Origin of the sequence: Actinoalloteichus hoggarensis (assembly GCF_002234535.1) — a bacterium.
Lineage (GTDB): Bacteria > Actinomycetota > Actinomycetes > Mycobacteriales > Pseudonocardiaceae > Actinoalloteichus_A > Actinoalloteichus_A hoggarensis.
The window spans coordinates 3164606-3184029 of the sequence record NZ_CP022521.1; the positions used below are offsets into that span (position 1 = coordinate 3164606).

General features: G+C 70.3%; 16 protein-coding genes. 9 read left to right on the forward strand and 7 right to left on the reverse strand.

What is annotated here, in order from left to right:
• The first annotated feature begins 244 nt into the window (after nt 1-244).
• Together AHOG_RS13900 and AHOG_RS13905 are read left to right on the forward strand one after the other, a co-directional pair.
• Nucleotides 245-877 carry a YigZ family protein gene (locus AHOG_RS13900; protein ID WP_093941735.1) on the forward strand — a complete coding sequence of 211 codons (633 nt, stop codon included), beginning with the start codon at nt 245-247 and terminating at the stop codon, nt 875-877.
• A gap of 394 nt (nt 878-1271) precedes the next feature.
• Entirely contained in the window at nt 1272-1907 is a 636-nt protein-coding gene (locus AHOG_RS13905) for a dihydrofolate reductase family protein (protein ID WP_093941736.1), read from the forward strand.
• A 1057-nt stretch (nt 1908-2964) separates the two neighbouring features.
• Here the strand turns inward: AHOG_RS13905 and AHOG_RS13915 are convergent.
• The gene (locus AHOG_RS13915; protein ID WP_093941738.1) at nt 2965-3744 is read right to left on the reverse strand and encodes a class I SAM-dependent methyltransferase; all 780 of its coding nucleotides are present in this window, start codon (nt 3742-3744) and stop codon (nt 2965-2967) included.
• Nucleotides 3745-3883: 139 nt separating this feature from the next.
• On the opposite strand from AHOG_RS13915, the gene AHOG_RS13920 reads away from it, so the two are divergent.
• From AHOG_RS13920 to AHOG_RS13930, 3 genes are all read left to right on the forward strand, one after another.
• The gene (locus tag AHOG_RS13920; RefSeq protein WP_157736808.1) at nt 3884-4162 is read left to right on the forward strand and encodes a hypothetical protein; all 279 of its coding nucleotides are present in this window, start codon (nt 3884-3886) and stop codon (nt 4160-4162) included.
• A gap of 132 nt (nt 4163-4294) precedes the next feature.
• Complete coding sequence (gene lnt / locus AHOG_RS13925; RefSeq protein ID WP_245856763.1) at nt 4295-5953, forward strand: apolipoprotein N-acyltransferase; 1659 nt, start codon at nt 4295-4297, stop codon at nt 5951-5953.
• A gap of 128 nt (nt 5954-6081) precedes the next feature.
• Complete coding sequence (locus AHOG_RS13930) at nt 6082-6882, forward strand: polyprenol monophosphomannose synthase (RefSeq protein WP_093941740.1); 801 nt, start codon at nt 6082-6084, stop codon at nt 6880-6882.
• A 342-nt stretch (nt 6883-7224) separates the two neighbouring features.
• Here AHOG_RS13930 and AHOG_RS13935 read toward each other — a convergent pair whose 3' ends face one another.
• The 4 genes from AHOG_RS13935 to AHOG_RS13950 all read right to left on the reverse strand — a co-directional run bounded on the left by AHOG_RS13935 (nt 7225) and on the right by AHOG_RS13950 (nt 11067).
• Nucleotides 7225-7572 carry an RNA polymerase-binding protein RbpA gene (locus AHOG_RS13935; protein ID WP_075740826.1) on the reverse strand — a complete coding sequence of 116 codons (348 nt, stop codon included), beginning with the start codon at nt 7570-7572 and terminating at the stop codon, nt 7225-7227.
• Between the two features lie 244 nt (nt 7573-7816).
• Nucleotides 7817-8578 (reverse strand): thymidine kinase, encoded by a 762-nt coding sequence (locus AHOG_RS13940; RefSeq protein ID WP_211290593.1) that lies wholly within the window; start codon nt 8576-8578, stop codon nt 7817-7819.
• Between the two features lie 63 nt (nt 8579-8641).
• Entirely contained in the window at nt 8642-10045 is a 1404-nt protein-coding gene (locus AHOG_RS13945) for an MFS transporter (protein ID WP_245856766.1), read from the reverse strand.
• A 224-nt stretch (nt 10046-10269) separates the two neighbouring features.
• On the reverse strand, nt 10270-11067 hold the full coding sequence (locus AHOG_RS13950; RefSeq protein WP_245856767.1) for a glycerophosphodiester phosphodiesterase family protein: 798 nt from the start codon (nt 11065-11067) through the stop codon (nt 10270-10272).
• A gap of 66 nt (nt 11068-11133) precedes the next feature.
• Here AHOG_RS13950 and AHOG_RS13955 point away from each other — a divergent pair, with 66 nt between their 5' ends.
• The 3 genes from AHOG_RS13955 (at nt 11134) to AHOG_RS13965 (ending at nt 14366) form a co-directional block, all read left to right on the forward strand.
• On the forward strand, nt 11134-11493 hold the full coding sequence (locus tag AHOG_RS13955) for a hypothetical protein (protein WP_093941741.1): 360 nt from the start codon (nt 11134-11136) through the stop codon (nt 11491-11493).
• An 86-nt stretch (nt 11494-11579) separates the two neighbouring features.
• Nucleotides 11580-13571: a putative bifunctional diguanylate cyclase/phosphodiesterase gene (locus AHOG_RS13960; protein WP_245856770.1), complete on the forward strand. Its 1992-nt coding sequence runs from the start codon at nt 11580-11582 to the stop codon at nt 13569-13571.
• An 84-nt stretch (nt 13572-13655) separates the two neighbouring features.
• On the forward strand, nt 13656-14366 hold the full coding sequence (locus tag AHOG_RS13965) for a VOC family protein (protein WP_157736809.1): 711 nt from the start codon (nt 13656-13658) through the stop codon (nt 14364-14366).
• Between the two features lie 775 nt (nt 14367-15141).
• On the opposite strand, the gene AHOG_RS13970 is transcribed toward AHOG_RS13965, so the two are convergent.
• Nucleotides 15142-16119, reverse strand: a complete 978-nt coding sequence (locus tag AHOG_RS13970) for a tyrosine-type recombinase/integrase (RefSeq protein WP_093944452.1) — start codon at nt 16117-16119, stop codon at nt 15142-15144.
• Between the two features lie 160 nt (nt 16120-16279).
• Here AHOG_RS13970 and AHOG_RS13975 point away from each other — a divergent pair, with 160 nt between their 5' ends.
• Complete coding sequence (locus tag AHOG_RS13975; protein WP_093941743.1) at nt 16280-16489, forward strand: hypothetical protein; 210 nt, start codon at nt 16280-16282, stop codon at nt 16487-16489.
• Nucleotides 16490-17233: 744 nt separating this feature from the next.
• On the opposite strand, the gene AHOG_RS13980 is transcribed toward AHOG_RS13975, so the two are convergent.
• Nucleotides 17234-17719, reverse strand: coding sequence for a GNAT family N-acetyltransferase (locus AHOG_RS13980; protein ID WP_157736810.1), 486 nt, complete (start codon nt 17717-17719; stop codon nt 17234-17236).
• Nucleotides 17720-19424: the final 1705 nt, after the last annotated feature.

The window sequence follows — 19424 nt, forward strand, 5'->3', positions numbered from 1 at the left end:
GCCGCGGCGCTCGCCCGGACCCCTGGTCGTGGTCTTCGATTCTCGGGGTGGGGCGAGCAGACCCGACCCGACCCGAGCGGGCGGGCGCCGCTGTTGGTGGTGACCCGCGGGTGGAGTACGGGTCACCGGGTGGCCGCCGACGTCGTGGATCTCGTCGTCTCCCCGGTCGGCCGGTGTCGAGCGTGCCCGTCGGATCCGGCAGGATCGGGTACGTCGATGCTGGTCGCGAGGGAAGCGGTGGAACATGCTCACGGGGTACCGGACGATCGCCCGGAACGGTGAGCACGAGATAGAGATCCGCCGTTCTCGTTTCCGTTGTCTGCTGAGTCGGGTCGATGGCGAGGATGGGGCCCGCACGGTGATCGCCGCTCGCCGCAAGGAGCACTGGAACGCCACGCACAACTGCACCGCCTACGTGCTCGGCGCCGCCTCGGACAAGCAGAAGTCCAGTGACGACGGCGAACCGGCCGGCACGGCCGGGGTGCCGATGCTGGAGGTGCTGCGTCGTCGTGAGCTCAGTGACGTGGTCGCCGTGGTGACCCGCTGGTTCGGCGGGGTGCAGCTCGGCGCGGGCGGCCTGATCCGCGCTTACGGTCAAGCCGTCGCGGAGACGGTTGATCTGCTGGGCACGGTGGAGCTGCGTCCGTGCAGGGTGATCACCGTGGCGGTGGACTTCCCCCACGCCGGACGACTTGAGCACGCCCTGCGTGATTCGTCGTACCCGGTGCTTGCCGCCGACTACACCGATCGCGCACGGTTCGAGGTCGCGGTCGCGGAAGGTGAACTGGCGGAGTTCACCGAGTGGGCGGTGGCGATCAGCGCAGGCGCGGCCGAGCTGGTGCCCGGTCGTCTCACCTATGTGGAGAGCCCGCAGTGATCGTCGGACCGCCCGGGCACCGCCGCTTCCCGTCGGTGGAGGACGTCTGCCTTCGGCCCCTCGGCGGCTGACGCCGGACTCCGCTCCACCGTCGCCGCGTGATCCGACCGGCCGGCGGGTCGCGTCCCCGTGCCCAGCCGAGGTGGTGTTCCCGCGCTGGTCGTGAGTCCGCGCGGCGCCCGCCCTGCGTCGCGGATCGCGCCGTCGGCCGGACACGGGCCCCAACGGCTCGGGGCTCCTCCACGCGGTGGGTGAGATGCCGAAGTTCACTCGAAGGGGATCGTGCCCGTCGTGTCGGCGTGGCGGCGGACCGCGCAGCGAGTAGGCAGGAGACACCCGCGACAGCGGTCGGGAGCGTCGGGGGATCGGGTGCACGGACTAGGGGAGCGGGACCATGAGACGACTGACGGTGACCATGTTCCTCTCGTTGGACGGGGTCATGCAGGGACCCGGCGGCCCCGACGAGGACCGTGACGGCGGTTTCGACCAGGGCGGCTGGATGGTGCCGTACGCCGACACCGACCTGATGGCCTGGGAGAAGAACTGGTTCGAACGGGCGAGCGGGTTCCTGCTGGGGCGGCGCACCTTCGACATCTTCGCGGCGTACTGGCCCCACATCACCGATGAGGACGACCCGATCGCGACGCGACTGAACCGGCTGCCCAAACATGTCGTCTCCCGCGGCATGCCCACACCGACGTGGTATGACTCCACCGTGATCGTCGGGGACGTCGCCGAACAGGTCGCTCGACTCAAGGCCGATGATCCCGACGGCTCCGGCGGCGAACTGCAGATCCACGGCAGCGGCGACCTCGTGCTCAGCCTGCTCGATCAGGATCTGGTGGACGAGTACCGACTGCTGATCTGCCCCGTCGTCCTCGGCGCCGGGCGACGGATGTTCGTCGAGGGCAGCCCGCCCACCGCCCTGCGGCTGGTCGACTCCGCCACCACCGGCTCCGGGGTCGCCGTGCACGTCTACCGCCCTGCGGGACGCCCCGCCTACGGCACATACTCCTTGGAGGACTCCTGACCGTAGGCCCGATTCCCCGCCGGGACCGTCCTGATCGGGCGGCCATGGCGGAAGACCGGGCCGCGGGTGTTCGATGCGTGGCGTGGGGACGGTGAGGCTCACCACGACATGCGGGTCTCCGGTCCGTTCCGAACCGCCTCGTCCTGAACGCCGGGGCGGGACGAATCGGAACTCGTCCTTCTCGGCGGAGCCGCCGTCGACGGCCGCCCCACGGGCGGTCCGTGCGGAGTTCGCGTGACTCCCTGCCGTCGGCACGGGCGAGCGCACCGGAGCGGGGCGGGGCTGATCAGGGACGGCCTCATCCGCTGTGTCGGGTTGTCTGCCGTGGACATCGACGCTGATCAGCACGATCCATCGGTATGGTGCGGGATCGGCGTGGTGTCCGGCGGGTTGACGGCCGGTCGGCCGCACCTGAAGGCACACGGCTCCGTTCTGCTGTGGTGCGGGGGACACGGTAGGCATGGTGGCTCCTCCTTCTCCGCTCTGGGTTCGACCCGGTTCGGCCGTCGCGCACGAAGGCCGTTCATGGGTGGCGTCGACGGTCACACCTTGAAGACGCCCGGGCGGCGTCGGACGTGAGATGGGAGACCCGGTTCCAGCGGCGTGTTCACCCGGAAGAGCGCATCCGCGAGGAGGTGGGCAGCCACCGAGGTCGACGGCACACCCATGGGCCCGCCCACGCCGAGCGAACCGGAGGCGGCCGGCCGAATCGGGGCGGGTCGTCGGATCGCCGTCGACAGCGGACCGCAGGCCACGACCAGGGCGGACCGACGAATCAGGGCACCGCCGCGTACGGGTTCCGAACAGTCGGACCGGCGTCGACATCGGAACGGGCAGCAACGGGTCGTCCGGTGTCGGCACCGCCGCCGCCGGCTCGGACAGACCCCGCCGGGGAAGCACGACGACGAAGACGCCTCGGAGTCGCCGACCACCGGCGGGTGCGACGCCGTGGTTCACGTCGGACCGAGCGTGGACACCTGGTGCTGATCGCCTCGCAGGCGGTGTCGCGACGCACCGCCCGCACCGGTCTGGTCGGACCGGTCGTCGCGGTGCCGACTCAACGACGGAAGACCAGCAGACCGGGCTGCGGCGGTCCGGCGGCCAAACCTGCCGACGCCACCTCCGCGCGCACCTCGGCCTCCTCCACCGGCCACAGGTCGAAGGACTCCTGCTCCTCCCGCACCGCCCCCTCGGCGGTGGTCACCGTGTATCGGAAGGTCCACCGCAGTCGGCGTGACCCCTCCACCGGCGCGGCCACCACCGTGACCTCATACCGGGTGTCCCCGACGACCACGGCCGACAAGGGCTTCGGTCTTCTCGGCACGGCCCCGGTGCGGTCGACGACCAGCAGCCCCCCGGGCCGCAGCAGCGCCCGCGCCCTCGACCACAGCAGCCGTCGAGTCGGCGGGGCCAGCCCGTCCACGAGGTTCACGCATACCATGAGGTCGACGGGGTCGACAGGCCGCAGCTCCTGCACGGGCTGCGGGTACACCCGGACGTGTCGGCGCATCGGGCTCGATCCGGCCCACCGAGACAGCAGCACCGTCCGCATCGCCCGCGCGGGCTCCACTGCATGCACCGGAACCGACGTCGACTCGGCCAGCACCTCGGTCACGATGCCCGTCCCGGCTCCCACCTCGAGGATCCCCGCCCGAGCCGAGCGGGCCAGCGCGGCCAGCTCCCGCTGCGCCTTGCGGCGGTACCGGCTCCGATGCAGCAGGTCGTAGAACTCGGCGGTGACCCGGTAGGGCTCCGGGTCCGGCGCGGGCTGTGGACTCGGACGTGGGGTGGCAGGAGCAGGGGAGCGGGCCGCGGCCGAGGGCTGTGTTCGGCTCATGGGCCCATCATCACGGCAGGCGGTCGACACGGCTCGTCATCGCCGCCGCCCGCTCGGCCTCGTCACCGGTGCGCCGTGTCGACTCGCGCCGCCCACGTCGCCGGTCCTACGGTCTGCGGTGATCACAGGAGGTGGTGGAATGGTCGCGGATCGTTGGTCATCCCTGATGTGGCCGCTGCTGAGCGCGCTGCTCGTCACCGGGCTCACACTGTTCGGGCTCGTGGTGGTCGGGGCGCTCCTCGTCGACCGGTGGCGACACGGCGGGAGGAAGTCGTCGGACGGCGTGCTGCTCGCGAATGGTCGACGGGTCGCCACCATGGTGCGTGGCGGCGCGCGGCCGGAGGCCGCGCGTGCCGACGGCATCCGCGAGTCCCCGGGTTCGCCCCCGCCGAAGAGCGAGGCGAACCGGTCCACCTGATCGGGAGTGGTCTCGGTGCCCGACCACCGAGGCGAGGACCGGATTCCGCCCGCGGCGCGACGGGCACCCACGCCTCGACGTCGGTCGGGGCGCAGGGCCGGACCGCGGCGCTGGTTCCGTAGGGTTGTCGCCGTGTCTTCAGCCATCATCGCGGCGTCGCCGAACGAGCCCGCGGATCAGGACGGCCCGCCCGCGCCTCGGGGGCGCCATACCGTGTCGCGCCTGCTGGCCGCGTCGGCGGGCGGGGCGCTGCTGTCCCTGTCCTTCGCTCCGTTCTCCTGGTGGTGGATGGCGCCGATCGCCCTGGCCCTGTTCTCCGCCGCGGTGTACGGGCGGCGGGCGCGCGCGGCCTTCGGTCTCGGCTTCCTCGCGGGATTGACGTTCTTCCTGCCGTTGTTGACCTGGACCAACGAGTACGTCGGCGCGGTGCCCTGGGTGGTGCTGGCCATGCTGGAGGCGTCGTTCTTCGGCCTGGCCGCAGTCATGGTCGCCCTCGTCGGCAGGCTGCCCGCGGCACCGATCTGGGCGGCGGCGGCCTGGGTCGCCGCCGAGGCCCTGCGGGGCGCCGTGCCCTTCCGCGGGTTCCCGCTGGGCAGCGTGGCCTTCGGCCAGGCCGACGGGTTGTTCCTGTCCCTGGCCTCCCTCGGAGGTGTTGCCCTGGTCGGGTTCGCCGTGGCGTTGTGCGGCTTCGGACTGGCGGATCTGGCCCGTCGTGTCCTGGCGGCTCGCCGTCCGGTCGTCGACGGCTCCGCGACCATCGGGCCTCGAGCACTGGCCATGCCTGCGGTGCTGACAGTGGTGCCCGCGCTGGCGGCGTTGGCCGCGTCGCCAGCGGTGGGGACCGACGCGCAGGAGGGCACCGTCACCGCCGCGTTGATCCAGGGCAACGTTCCGCAGCTCGGCCTGGAGTTCAACGCCCAGCGGCGCGCGGTCCTGGACAATCACGCCGAGCGCACCCGTGAACTGGCCGCCGACGTCGCCGCGGGCCGGGAACCGCAGCCCGACATCGTCATCTGGCCGGAGAACGCCTCCGACATCGACCCGTTCCGCAATGCCGACGCCGACGCGGTGATCGACTCGGCCGTGCGCGCCATCGACGCACCCACGATGATCGGCACCCTGGAAACCCCCGAACAGGGCGACATTCACAACACGGTCGTGCATTGGGACCCCGCCGACGGTCCGGTCGACATCTACCGTAAACGTGAGATCCAGCCGTTCGGTGAGCGCATCCCGCTGCGTGGGCTGGTCTCGGCGGTGATGGGCGTGGTCAACCCCTCCATTCGCATTCCCGACCGGGAGTACCAGCCCGGCGACACGCCCGGAGTGTTCGCCATGGGTCGCGCCGACGTCGGCGTCGTCACCTGTTGGGAGGTCGCCTTCGATCATCGGGTGAACGACACCGTGCTGGCCGGTGCCACCGTGCTCGCCGTGCCCAGCAATTACGCGACCTTCGGCTTGACCGCGATGTCGGAACAGCAGCTGGCGATCTCCCAGGTGCGGGCCGTCGAACACGGCCGCGCCGTGCTCGTCGCGGCGACCAGCGGCATCTCCGCCGTGGTCTCCCCGTCGGGCACCGTCGTGTCGTCGACGGATTTGTTCACCGCCGACGCACTGGTCGCGGAGATCCCCCTGCGCTCGACGACTACGCTGGCCACCCGGCTCGGCGCGGGCCCGGAGTGGATCATCTCCGCTCTGGGCGTGGCGGCGGCGGGCTGGGTCGTGATCGGCGGCGTCCGACGCCGCCGACTCGACAGGTCCTCCGCCGTGCGGGAGGCTGCGCAGCCCTGATCCGCGCAGCCCTGGACGGCGCAGACAGCAGGTACAGCGAAGGTCCCGGGCGCCACCGGGAACGGGGCGACATGATCGGGAACAGACGGTCGACGCAGGCGGGAGCGGCGTCGACGAGGAGGAGACACATGGCGGAGCAGCCTGCCGAGCACGAGAGCCAGGCTCCCGGCCTGGACAAGGTGCTGGTGGTCATCCCGACCTACGACGAGCGGGAGAACATCGGCCCGATCGTCGCGCGTCTGCACGCGGCGCTGCCCACGGCGGAGGTGCTGGTCGTCGACGACGGCAGCCCGGACGGCACCGGAGACCTGGCCGACGAGATGGCCGCCGAGGACCCGAGGGTCCACGTCATGCACCGCACGGAGAAGGCCGGGTTGGGCGCGGCGTACGTAGCGGGGTTCACCTGGGCGCTGGACCGCGACTACGGGGTCGTGGTGGAGATGGACGCCGACGGCTCCCACGCCCCCGAGGAGCTGCCCCGGCTGCTCGCGGCGCTGGGCGACGACGCCAACGGCGCCGACCTGGTGCTCGGGTCGCGGTATGTGCCCGGCGGCAGAACGGTGAACTGGTCCAGACGTCGGGAGTGGATCTCCAGGACCGGCAATCTGTACTCCCAGATCGCGTTGGGCGCCCGGGTGAAGGACATCACCGGCGGATATCGGGCGTTCCGCAGGCAGGTGCTCGAGAAGATCCGGCTGAACAACGTCGCCTCGCAGGGTTACTGCTTTCAGATCGACCTGGCGTGGCGGGCGATCGAGGCCGGCTTCACCGTCGCTGAGGTCCCGATCACCTTCACGGAGCGGGTGCACGGCGAGTCGAAGATGAGTGGCAACATCGTCCGTGAGGCGTTGCTGCGGGTCACCAAGTGGGGCCTGCGCCGCCGAGGACGGCAACTGCAGGCGCTGCTCGGAGGCAGACGCGCACACTGAACGACGCGGGCGACGCCTCTCGAGGAGGCGCCGCCGACGGGTGGCGGCCCGCGGTGGGGAGAAGCCGAGGCCGGGTGGCCACGAACCCGGCGAAGGCGGCGAGCGTGCGCGGGCGAGGCGGTCGCGACACTCGACACCGTCTGTGATCGAAACCGCTCCTCATCGGTTCGGGCGCCCCGGTGTCACTGGATCGCTTCGGCGCCCGCCCAGGCGGTGTGGCGGCTGAGTGCGCGGCTGCCGTCAGGCGGGTCGGCGCTCCCGCCGGTGCGCGATCGACACGGCGAGGCCGCCTGAACCCGGTGGTTCAGGCGGCCTGGCTCGCCGCATCGTGCGGCCCGCGACTCAGGCGGACCGAGAGGTGCGCCTGCCGCGCAGCTCTTCGAGCCGCTCGGACAGCAGCTCCTCGAGCTCGGGGATCGTCCGGCGCTCCAGCAGCATGTCCCAGTGGGTACGAGCCGGCTTGACCTTCTTGGGCTCCGGCTCGTTGCCGTCGAGCATCTTCGACTCGTTGCCGTGCAGCCGACATTCCCAGATCGAGGGGACCTCGGCGTCATCGGAGAACGGGACCTCGAAGTCGTGGCCCTTGGGGCAGGCGTAGCGCACCGTCCGGCGCGGTGCGAGGTCGTGATTGCGGTCGGTCTCGTAGCTGACGGCTCCGAGCCGGCTGCCACGCAGAACGCGGTCGGCCATAACGGTGTCCTTTCGCTCGGTCCAGGGTCTGGATCGACCCTGGGGTACGTGCTCACCGAGTGCAACGACGGTGAGGTCGTCGTCGTTCCCGGTTTGGCCTAGTCGGTCGCCCACGGTGACGTGTTTCACGCGTCAACGAAGGCTTCCTCCATAGGGATGCAATCAAGCGCTGTTCGTGACGCGTTTTCCGCCAAGTAACGAGCACGACCACACGAATGGGTGATGGTGCTCAGGGCGGAGGCTATCAAGCCAGACTCAGTTGCCCCTGTCCAGTAGCGATCGGGCCCAGATCACCGGCCCTGAAATGACGACGACACAACACTTGATAACGCACAGTCACAGGTTCTTGGTCGACGGGCTCTCGACCGTCGCCGGCGGCACCGCCCGAGGAGACCCCGTCCTGTCCGGTGTCGGCCACCAGAACGGTGTCACCGGCCCGGATCACCCGCCCGTCCACCACCCTGGCGTTGAACCGCCCCGACGAACCACACCAGCACAACACCTCCACCTGGACCGCCTGAATCAGGTCGGCCAACTCGAACAGCCGCCGCGACCCCGGGAAGAGCCTGCTCTGGAAGTCCGTCGCGATCCCGAAGCAGTACACGTCCACCTGCACGTCGTCGGCCAACTCGGCCAACTGGTCCACCTGCGCCGGGGTGAGGAACTGCGCCTCGTCGACGATCAGATAGTCCACCGGCCTGCTCACCGACCAACGCCCCCGCACCAGCTCCCGGATGTCCAGATCCTCGTCGACCTCCACCGCACCCCGGGTGATGCCGATCCGACTGGAGATCTTCGGCTGCCCCGACCGGTCGTGACGAACCAACAGCATCCCCTCACGGCCCTGCCGTGCATGGTTGTGATCGATCTGCAACGCCAGCGTCGACTTCCCACAGTCCATCGGACCGTAGAAGAACCTCACCTGCCCCGCCGCCCGACGCCCGGAACGCCGGGGGAGCGAGGAGAGGGCATCGGTCGGGTCATCGGCCAACACTGCACTGTCCACGGCCGCAGACCTTACGGTGTGCGCCGATCAGCTCGACGCGCCCTCACATTCCCCGGCCCGAGATCACACCACCGTCGGCGGCCTGTTGCCCACCGCCGCGATCGCCCGCCGCACCGGAACCAACGCCACCAGGATCAGCCCCACCACGAAGAACACCACCAACGACACGATCGCCAGCCGATACGACCCCGTCGCCTGCCCCGCCGCCGCGAACACCAGCGGACCCAGCCACGACGTCGCCCGCTCACCGACCTCGTACACCGAGAAGTACTCCGCCTCCCTCCCCGGCGGCACCAGCTGAGAGAACAACGACCGCGACAACGCGTTCGTTCCGCCCAACACCAGGCCGATGCCCACCGCCAGCCCGTAGAACTGGAACTCCTGACCCGCCTCGACGAAGAACGCCGCTCCGACCACCAGCACCCACAGCACCAGACTGCCCATGATCGTCCGTTTCGCGCCGAACCGCCGCGCCGCCCGCCCATGCGCCACCGCGCCGACGAACGCGATGAACTGCACGATCAGGATCGTCGTGATCAGCACCGTCCGATCCAGCCCCAGCTCCCGCTCCCCGTACTGACCCGCGACGTTGGTCACCGTCACGATCCCGTCGTTGTAGACCAGGTACGCCGCCAGAAAACCCAGCGTCAACGGGTACGACTTCGCCTCCCGCAGCGTCTGCGCCAACTGCGAGAACCCGGCCCGGAACACCGCCACACCACGCTCCGAGCCCTGCGGCGGCTGATGACCGCGCAGCCGCGCCAACGGGATCAGCGTGAACACCGCCCACCACAGACCCGCGGTGAAGAAACACCACCGCACCGCCTCAGCCTCGGTCAGCCCCAACGCCTCGTGACTCAGATAGAGCGCCAGATGGAACGCCAACGCCAGGCCGCCGCCCAGATAACCGAACGCCCAGCCACGCGACGACACTCCGTCCCGCTCGTCGGCATCCGCGATCTCCGGCAGGAACGAGTAGTACACCACCACCGAACCGCCGAAACAGATGTTCGCCAGGATGAACAGCACCACCCCCAGCTGCCAGTTCGTCCCCGCCAGCAACGCCAACGCCGAGGTCGCCGCCGCTCCGGCGAAGGCGAACCCGCCGAGCATCACCCGCTTGTTCTGCGTCCGGTCGGCGATGGCACCGGTGATCGGCAGCACCAACACCTGCACCACCGTCGCCACCGACAGCAGATAACCCCACAACGACCCCGCCGGGAACGACAAGCCCCACAGGCTGATGTCACAGTCCACCAACGCTGAACCGTCCGCGCACGGCTGGCCCGAGGCCCGCGCGGCCGACTCGGCCACCTCCGTCAGATACAGCGACAGGAACACCGTGATGACCGACGTCGGGAACACCGAGTTCGCCCAGTCATACCAACACCAGCCACGCTGTTCCCGCCGCCGTTGCGCACTGCTCGACGCAGCCTCGTCACCCGGCTCCACGACGTTCGACCCCACAGTCCAATTCCTCCCACCGGGTGAATTCCGACACCCGGTGGCGGGACTGTAATCGGCGGTTCCCGCCCGACGACGAGGAAAAGCCCAGCCGACACCCAGCCGACACCGATTCGTCGCGCACCACGGCCCCGCCGTTCACCGACCCCAGCTCAGCCGGGCGGACGACCCCGCACACACCCCGCCACCGAGGCACCCGAGGCGCACCCGAGCGGGCCGACCCGGCCTCACCCGCCCGACGACCACACCCCCCGCGCCGACAACTCGGCACGCAGCAGATCCGGCCGATCGGTCACCAACCCGTCCACCCCCAGATCCAGCAGCTCCCGCATCCGCGCCGGATCGTCGATCGTCCAGACGTGCACCTCCAGCCCCCGCCGCCGCACCGCCCGCACCAACCGCTCGTCCACCACCCGCAACATCCCCCGATCCAACGGCAGCTGCGCGAGCCCGCCCGCCACCGGCAGCCCGTCGCCGACCCGACCCAGCCGCGACGACGCCCACAGCAACCGCGCCGACTCTCGCCCCAACGACGTCAGCAACCTCGGCCCGCCCGCCCTGCGCAGCACCCGCAGCCGCCGCTCGTCGAACGAGGCCAGACACACCCGCGACCACGCCGACATCCGCTCCACGACCCGCAGCACCGGACCCACCGCATGATCGGACTTCACATCGATGTTGAACCGCGCCGCGGGCAACGCCTCCAACACGTCCTCCAACCGCGACACCGGCTCCCGACCACCGATGCGGGCCCGCCGCACCCGCGACCACGGCAGCGCCGCCACCACCCCCGCCATGTCGGTCGTGCGCCCCAACGTGGCGTCGTGCTGCACCACCACCACGCCGTCGGCGGTCGCCCGCACATCGGTCTCCAGATAGACGAACCCCTCCGCCCACGCCCGGACCATCGCCGCGGCGGAGTTCTCCATCCCCGCCAACTCGTCCAGATGCCAGCCGCGGTGGGCGAACGCCCGAGGATGCGGGCCGTCGAGATACGGATGCGGTCGCTGCTGTCGTCGTGGCACCCGCCCAGTGTGAGGTGCGGCGTGGCACCTCGGCGCGGAAGGCCACGCCCGCTACCGTTCACCGCCGTGGAGCACCTCGCCGACTCCCTCGCCCCCATCACGCGCCGTGAACCTCGCCACTGCACCTGGTGCGGCGCCCGCCTCTCCGCCGCGGGCCGGACCGGCCGTCCACGCCGATATTGCGGACAGGCCTGTAGACAACGCGCCTACGAACGACGCAGCATGGTCCAACGCGGCGGGCTGCCCGACGACGCGGTGGTGCTGTCGGCCACCGAGATCACCGACCTGCAGGATCGCCTGTTCCAACTCCGCTGTGCGGCGGAGGACGTCCTCACCGGCGTCGAGGAGGGCCTCGACACCGAGGAGATGCACCGGCTGGCCGCCGAGCTCGTCGAGACGGCGGGGCGGCTGGAACGGCTGCGCTGACGAGTTCGGCGCGGACCACGGCTTGCCCACGGCACCATGCGAACGCCACGATTGCTCCAGCAGGGTGGGCACCAGGGGAGGAACGGGTGACGGACGACGAGGCCGTGCGACACGCTGTGTTGCAGAACGCGGACGTCGGATTCGGTGTGGCCGACGCGCGCGGGCGACTCCAGTGGCTCAACGCCGCGCTCGCCCGGCTCCTCGGCGTCACCGAGGCACAAGGCGTCGGCGTCTCACTGCCCGCGCTGCTGCCCGGCATCGCCGAGGCCGCCGACGGCCTGCCGTGGCTGAGTCGGATCGCCGCCGACGGCGCCCCGCCCCGCTGGATCGAGGTGGTCTGCCTGCCGCTGCCCGGCACCGACCACCGTCTCCTCTACCGGGCCATGGACGTCACCCGATGGCGAGAGCAGGAACTCGTCAGGACCGACGCCTCGACCCGCCGATCGCCCGTCGTCGGCAAGGTCGGAAACTGGGAGTGGTTCGTCGGCGAAGACCGCGTCGTCTGGTCCGACGGCATGCGCGAGATGTCCGGCCACCCCGCCGACGCCGAACTGGACTACTCCGCGTTCCTCGGCATGGTCCACCCCGAAGACCTGCCGCTGGTCGAACGCACCCTCAGCAGAGCGCTGCGCACCGGGGAACCCTTCACCTACATCCACCGAGCCCTCAACGCCGACCCCGACGCCGACGAACGCATCTTCGAATGCTTCGGCGAGGTCTTCCACGACCGACAAGGCGTCCCCGTCCGTCTCGTCGGCAGCGCCCACGACATCACCCAGGCCCACCAGGTCCACGTCGAACTGCGCAAGATGGCCGAGGAGGACCCGCTCACCGGCCTGCCCAACCGGCGCTCGCTCACCCGCGAACTCGAGAGTCAACTCGCCGTGAGCACCACCGGATCACTGCTGCTGATCGACCTCGACAACTTCAAGGACGTCAACGACCTGCGCGGCCACAAGATCGGCGACCAGGTCATGTGCACCCTCGCCGCCACCCTCCGCGACCGGATGGAAGACCGACAGTTCCTCGCCAGGCTCGGCGGGGACGAGTTCGCCGTCGTCATGCCCGAGGTCGACGCCGCCCACGCCAGAGCCATCGCCCAACGGCTCGCCGAGGCCGTCGCCGCCGTCCCCATCGACGTCGCGGGTGCCGCGATCAGAATCACCATCAGCACCGGCGTCGCACCCTTCGCCTCCGGCCACGGCTGGGAGGCCGTCCTGGCCAACGCCGACCTCGCCCTCTACGCCTCCAAGGCCGCGGGCCGCAACCGTGTCACCGTCTACGACCCCGCCCACTACGCTGACACCGCCAAACGTGTCGACGTCCTGGAACGCGTGCGCACCGCACTGGGCAAGGGCCACCTCGCCCTCCACGCCATGCCCATGGTGAACCTGCGCACCGGCCGCACCCTCGGCTACGAACTGCTCCTGCGCTTGGAGGACCAGCAGCTGCCCCGCATCGGCCCCGCCGAGTTCCTCCCCGACGCCGAACGCACCGACCTCGTCCTGGAGATCGACCGCTGGGTGCTCGGCCAGGCCATCGACGCCCTGGCCGTCCACCGAGACCCCGCCTTCCGGCTGGACGTCAACGTCTCCGCCCGCACCCTCGACGACGAGGACTTCTGCGACTTCGTCCTCGACCGCCTCGCCGCCGCCGACATCACCCAGGGCCGCTTCGGCATCGAGATCACCGAGACCGCGGCCATGACCAACCTCGACGCCGCCCGTGACCTGTCCCTGCGGCTACGCGACGCGGGCTGCCGGATCACCCTCGACGACTTCGGCTCCGGCTTCGGCTCCTTCGTCCACCTCAAGCACCTTCCCGTCACCGGACTCAAGATCGACGGCGAGTTCGTCCGCGCCATCGACCACGGCCGCACCGACGCCGTCCTGGTCACCGGGATGATGGAGATCGCCAACGGCCTCGGCCTGTCCACCGTCGCCGAATGGGTGGAACGGCCCTCACAGGTCGAGGCACTCATGAAACTCGGCGTCGACGTCGCCCAAGGCTTCCACCTGGGCCGACCGGCCCCCCTGACCGACCTGTTGGCACGACCGAACGGAGTATTGCCCCTCTAAATCACCCGATCGATTTTCGCCTCTGTCAGAATCTACCGGTCCGTCGCCCGCAGGCCGCCCGACATGCCCCAGGAGAACGTCCGCGTGAATTCCGCCGTACGGGGCGTCCGCCGCCTCGAACTGCTGACCCCAGACCCCGTCAGATCCGTGGAGTTCCACGCGAACCTGCACCAGTGGGTCGTCCTCGCTCAAGCCGACGACCGCTTCAGCTGTTGGGTCGGCGAACGGCGCACCGCCCACATCCGCCGCCCGGAACCCGGCGAGACCCCCGGCTGGCACGTCGTCTTCGGCGGCGGCCGCCGCCGAGGCCCTCGCGCCCTCACCGACGTCGGCGGGGGACTGCACGCCATCCTGGACACCGGCCGCGTCACCCACGGCCCCTGGGCACCCGAGCCCCGCGAAGGTGAACCCTGCTGGACCGAACTGGTCACCGCCGACCCACCTGGCTCCGACACCTACTGGACCACCCACGCGGGCTGGGAGTTCCGCCCGAACCCGGAACCCGGCACGGCCGTCTATCAAATCGAGGGCCGCGCCATCGCAGGCCGACGAACCGCCGCGGCCGCCGACCACACCGCAGGCTGGATCTGCCACCTCGCCAGCCCGAACCTCACCGAATCCCTGCAACGCGCCGTCGAACTCGGCGGCCGCGTCGCAGCCCGCCCTGTGCACACCGCCGTCGGCCACACCGCCGCCGTGATCTGTCCCGACGGCTTCCCCCACGCCATGGTGGAGAACCCCGGCGTCTGGGCAGGCGCGCTGGCAGGACAACCGGCAGGACCACACCCACACTGAACCCCCGCTCACCGACACCGACGCACCACCCCAGGACGGCGGCCGGGCCTGTGAACACACAGACCCCGCGTCGTCGCCGACTCGTCCGCCTCAGCGCCGGGAAGATCGTGATAAGGGAACACCGACACCATCGGTTCCCGCGCCAGCGCCGCCAGTCCCGCCCACGCCCCATCGGCGGGCATCTCCCGACCTGCCAGGTCACCGCCGGCTCTTCGGAGCCGCCACCCGGACCGAACTCGTGATCCACGACGAAGCCGTCGGCGGCCGACAGCTCGGCGAGCAGCACCACCTGACCAGCACACCTGGCGGAAGGCGATCACACGCGGCGGCACGCCAGGATCTCCCCGGCGAGGAACTCCACCGCCTCGGCCGCGTCCGAGGACACCGCCACGTCGCCCGCCGTAGCGTCGGCCGATCCCGACGTCGTACTGCGGCACCGCCATCGACCCGCCGCCGCGAGTATCCGGCGGCCGGTCCTCCGCCGTCGTGGCAGGGGCCGCCGTGTCACCGGCGGCCGGATACCGGCCGGGCATGGTCTCGTCCGGGCAGCGCGACACCGTCGGGGACTCGGCCGGCTGCGTTCCCGACGGCTCGGCGTGGTCTCGCCGGAGCAGCCCGCCATCACCATCGGAGTCGACGGGTCCCGAACGCTGACATGTCGGAGCTGCTGGCGGGATCGAATCCTCCGTGACCGGCCTTTCCGGCGTGGCAGGCGATCACCGGGTTCCCCGCCGACAGTCGATCGACCGACATCGAGCCCTGTCGCAGGGCGGCCTCAGCCCCGTTCCCGCTCGACGAGCCGAGCCAACGCCTGATATGTCCGATTCACCGCCGCCGCGGCCCGCTGCTCCCGCCCGGTGGCCTCGATGTAGTTCTGGCTCGTCGCCAGACTCGCATGACCCAGCAACGCCATGATCTCCGAGGCGTTCGCGCCGTCCTCGGCCAACCGGGTGGCGAAGGTATGCCGCAACGCATGCAGGCTCGCCCCGGCGGGAACCCGATCATGCACCCCGGATGAGCGAAAGCAGGACCGCACCAGATACTCCAGGCCACCACGCCCGATGGCCTCGCCATGCCGGTCCAGCAGCAACGGCGCCGACGTGCCCTTCGGTGCGCGGGGAAAACGCCGCCTGCACGACGCCAGGTAGTCGGCCACGATCCGCTCCATCGGCTCCTCGATGGGAATCGACCGCTCCCGGCTGCCTTTGCCTCGCACGTGCAGTCGACGCTCGCCGGGCCTGCCGACGAGCGAACCCAGGGTCAACTCCCGCATCTCCGTCGACCGCAGCCCGGTGATCAGACCGAGCGCCAGCACGAGCACGTCCCGCTCCGGCCACGGATCACGGCCATGGCCACCGCCGCCGGCCGTCGCCGTCAGCAGGTCCTCCGGCGTCTGCTCCCCTCGCAGCGGCTTCGGCGTCAACGGCGGGGTCCTCGGCCGGGCCACCGCCGCCATCGGGTTGCCCGCCACCAGCTCCTCGGCCACACAGAAGGTCAGGAACTGATTCCACGTCGACCAGGCTCGCAGCACCGAGCTCTTCGCATGAGTGTCGGCGAAGGCGCCGAACGCCGATCGCAGCGATGTCGACGTCACCGCCGACAAGTCGAGATCGCCTGCGGCGCACCCCAGGTCGGCCGCCAGCAACGCCGTCACGCCTGCCAGGTCACGGCGATACGCCGCCGTGGTGTGAGGGGAGTCCTTGCGGGGGCGCCGCGCGAGGAAGAATCCGTCCTGGGCTTCGATCAACCGCATGCCGATCTTGTACACCGCCGGGGCCTGTTCGTGCACGCCGACAGTAGTGACGCGGGGTCCGGAGAGGATCAGTGGTCGGCCGCTCCGGATGATCACTCGCTAGGCCGAACGGCGGTCGCGTATCCCCGACGGACTGGTCGGAGCGCGTACCGTGGCAGCCATGCAGGCGAAAATGTGGATCACACCGGACAGTGAGTTCGGTCTGGTGTCCCTCATGATCGAGGACACCGAGACCGGGGCAGTGGTCGGCCACGTCCTGGGGCCGAAGGAGTTCGACGCACTGCAACAGGCGACAAGGGAGGCGGCCGACCGCGCGGAGTCCACCGACGACCACGTGCAGATCAACCTTGCCGAGATTCTCGACCACTGACCCTTCGAGGCGCCGCTTCGGACGCGGATCGGCGCGGTTTCCGCGGTCGCGCCCGCCCCGTCGTGGAACCGGCGGCGCGGCGGCGCCTCGGCCGGTTCGACGTCAGTAGGGGAGCGGAGCCGGTTCCGCCGAGACCGCTGTCGCCCCGGGTGCCCCAGGGGATGACGTCGTACAGCGTCACGGTGTGGTCGTCGTAGGTGCGGACTTGTCGCCGGTACGTCGATCTCGACACTGCCTGGTATATCGAGCACCGGACTTGACCCCGAATACCGATCAGACCAAGCGCCTGCGCCGGCACATCAAGATCAATGATGCATAATGGCGATTATGCATGAAACATCGCTCTGGCAGGCGTGCGACGAGTGACGCCGGAACGCGGGGAGTCGACGAGTGCAGGGCGCGCCGTCCGAGCGTGAGATCCCTGCCGCCTGTCCAGGGTGCGTCTTCCGTCGGTTCGACAAGCGGCTCGTCCTGGGGCGACAGCGGCCGAGTCCGGCCGTCTGCGGTCCGCGGTCGCAGGTCTGCGCGGGCAGCGACCGCTGAGGTGGCCGGCTGGCGGTTCGCCGGTCGAGTCGTCGAACCGGCGTCCTCGGCGTGCTTGATACGTCACCGTGACGAATCCACGGCGTAGGGCGCGCCGGACCACCTCGTCGCCGATTCGCCCTGTGATCGCCCCGGTGCCCGTCGACAGGCAGCCCGAGTGCGGATCTCGAGGAAGGGGACACCAGGTCATGAGGGCGGCGCTCAACGGTCGCGGCGATACCACCGGACCAGCCATCGTCGGCCGCCCACCATGCGGGGTTCGTCAGGCCCGTCGACACGGCGGAAGCCTGCCTTCTCCGCCGTGCGTTGCGATGCGTGGTTGTCGACGTGGGTGAACAGTCGGATGGTGCTCACCGGCCATGCCTCGAGAACGCGGTCGCACAGCTCGCGCAGTGCGCGGCCTGCCACGCCGCGCCCGCGAGCGGCGTGGGCGACCCAGTAGCTCACCGCCGCCTCGTCGCCATGACGGACCGCGGCGACCGAGGCCAGGCGTGTCCCGGTGGTCGGATCGACGACCAGGTGTCCCATCGCGTCGTCGTCCTGCCGCTGCCGGGCCAGTGCCGCGTGGAACTCCTCGACCGTCAGCGACGCGCGCTCGATCGTGAACCGCAGGATCTCCGGGTCGTGCACCTGTTCGACGTACCACTCGGCGTCGTCCTCGGAGACCGCGCGCAGTGCGACGTCCACATGTCCCTCCCTCGCGATGGAGCCCGCACCCGTACGGACCACTCGGCCGGAAAGACTGCCACGCGGCATCGTCGACGACCGTGGTTTCCGCCCCGATCGGCCGCTGACCAGCGGCGCGCCAAACGGCCGATAATGTACATTATGTTAAGTAGGAGTTCGGGGCGTTCTCCCCCCGAACTCGGCGACGGCCGGCGATCGTCACCGCGGCGGCGGTCCCGCTCGGCTCGCGTCTCTCCGCGTGCGGCGTCGGTGAGACCGTTGAGTGCGCGACGGGTCGTCGTGCGCCGCGCGGTCGGCCTCGAACGTCGTCGTGCTCGGGCGGCCGGGCGACTGTCCTCGACGTCGGCGCCTTGGCATGGCGCATGCTCTGTGGCGGACGAATCGGGGTACGCGGCTCGCTCCTCGTCGGTCCAACCGATCTCCGCGCACCGGGAAGCGAGACGAGAAGCCCTTGACGTCGCGTCGTTCGCGTGAGGAAGTTGGTTCTCGCGGCGGCGGGATTGTCGTGCCTCGGTGCGACGCCCGGACTCCTGGCCGTGCCATTCAGGCTCGTCCGCTGTGAGGCGTCGGCTCGAGGATTCGGCGATGGTCTGGTGATCGACTCGCTATACCGTGGTTCGGTTGGCGCGAGGGATGGTTCTCGCGCGAACGGCGCGGTGTGTGGGAAGGCGGATCGCCACGGCACGTGATGGTCTCGGGGTCGGTCGTCTTCCGTCCGTCCGCGCCGCTCTCCCCCGTGTCGGCGCCACTCTGGTGTCGGTCGACCGTTGCGCTGTTCAGGGTGTCATCGTCGGCTGGCGGCGGTGCGGCTTGACCGAGCTCCCCGGTCGGCATCGCGGTAGGTCGATCGTCGGGAGAGTCCTCTTCGGTCGAATCGATTTCGATCGACGCGTCACTCCGAATGCAGTAGTCGCATGCGCACTCTCGTGGTGGCTGTAACGACTCTGGCTAAAGGTTGAACGGTTTGTGAATTGTCTGCGCCACTATTGTGCCCGTTGTCTGCGGCGATGCGCCCGGGAGCGGGTTCCCGGCCCGTGCGGCCTGACAGGGAGACGTCGCACGCCCGACGGCGTGTTGGACCGTCCATGGGGAAACGCCGAATCTCGGCATGTCCGACGGCTCGACGCCGGACGGCGGCACTCGCCCGGGCAGCTGCGGCGAACCTCTCCCCCGTCGCACCGTCCACGCCCGGCGCGACGACGGCGGACATCCCGCCGCGCTCCCCGTCATCCACTTCCGAGGACTCCGGGCGGCGAGACACGCCGAACGGGCCGCGGATCCGGCAGACCTGTGGCGCATCGCGGCGGTGCTGCTGCCGCCGGAGGTCGTCGACTTCATCGCGGGCGGCAGCGGAGACGAAGCACGCCGGCGACCGACCGCGCGACTCTGGACGCGACCCGACTGGTCATCCCCCGGGTGTTCGCGGGCGTCGAGGCGAACCCGAGGACGTACTGCTCTTCGTCGTTGATCACGACATCGAATTCTCCGGTGTCCTCGCCGGTTTCCGGAATCGTGGTTCCCTTTCGATGGTGGATGGTTTCTTCGGGCCATGATAGCGGTGGATCTCTTCTTCTCGTTATCGTTGCCAGGGGGTTTCTTCTCGTGGTTGTTCTCAGCGGCGCTGCTCGCCCGTGGGTGGGGCGTTTCGGGTTTTCCCGGATGCGGGGCTGGGGCGAGCTGGTGATCACGGCGGGGGTGGACGGTC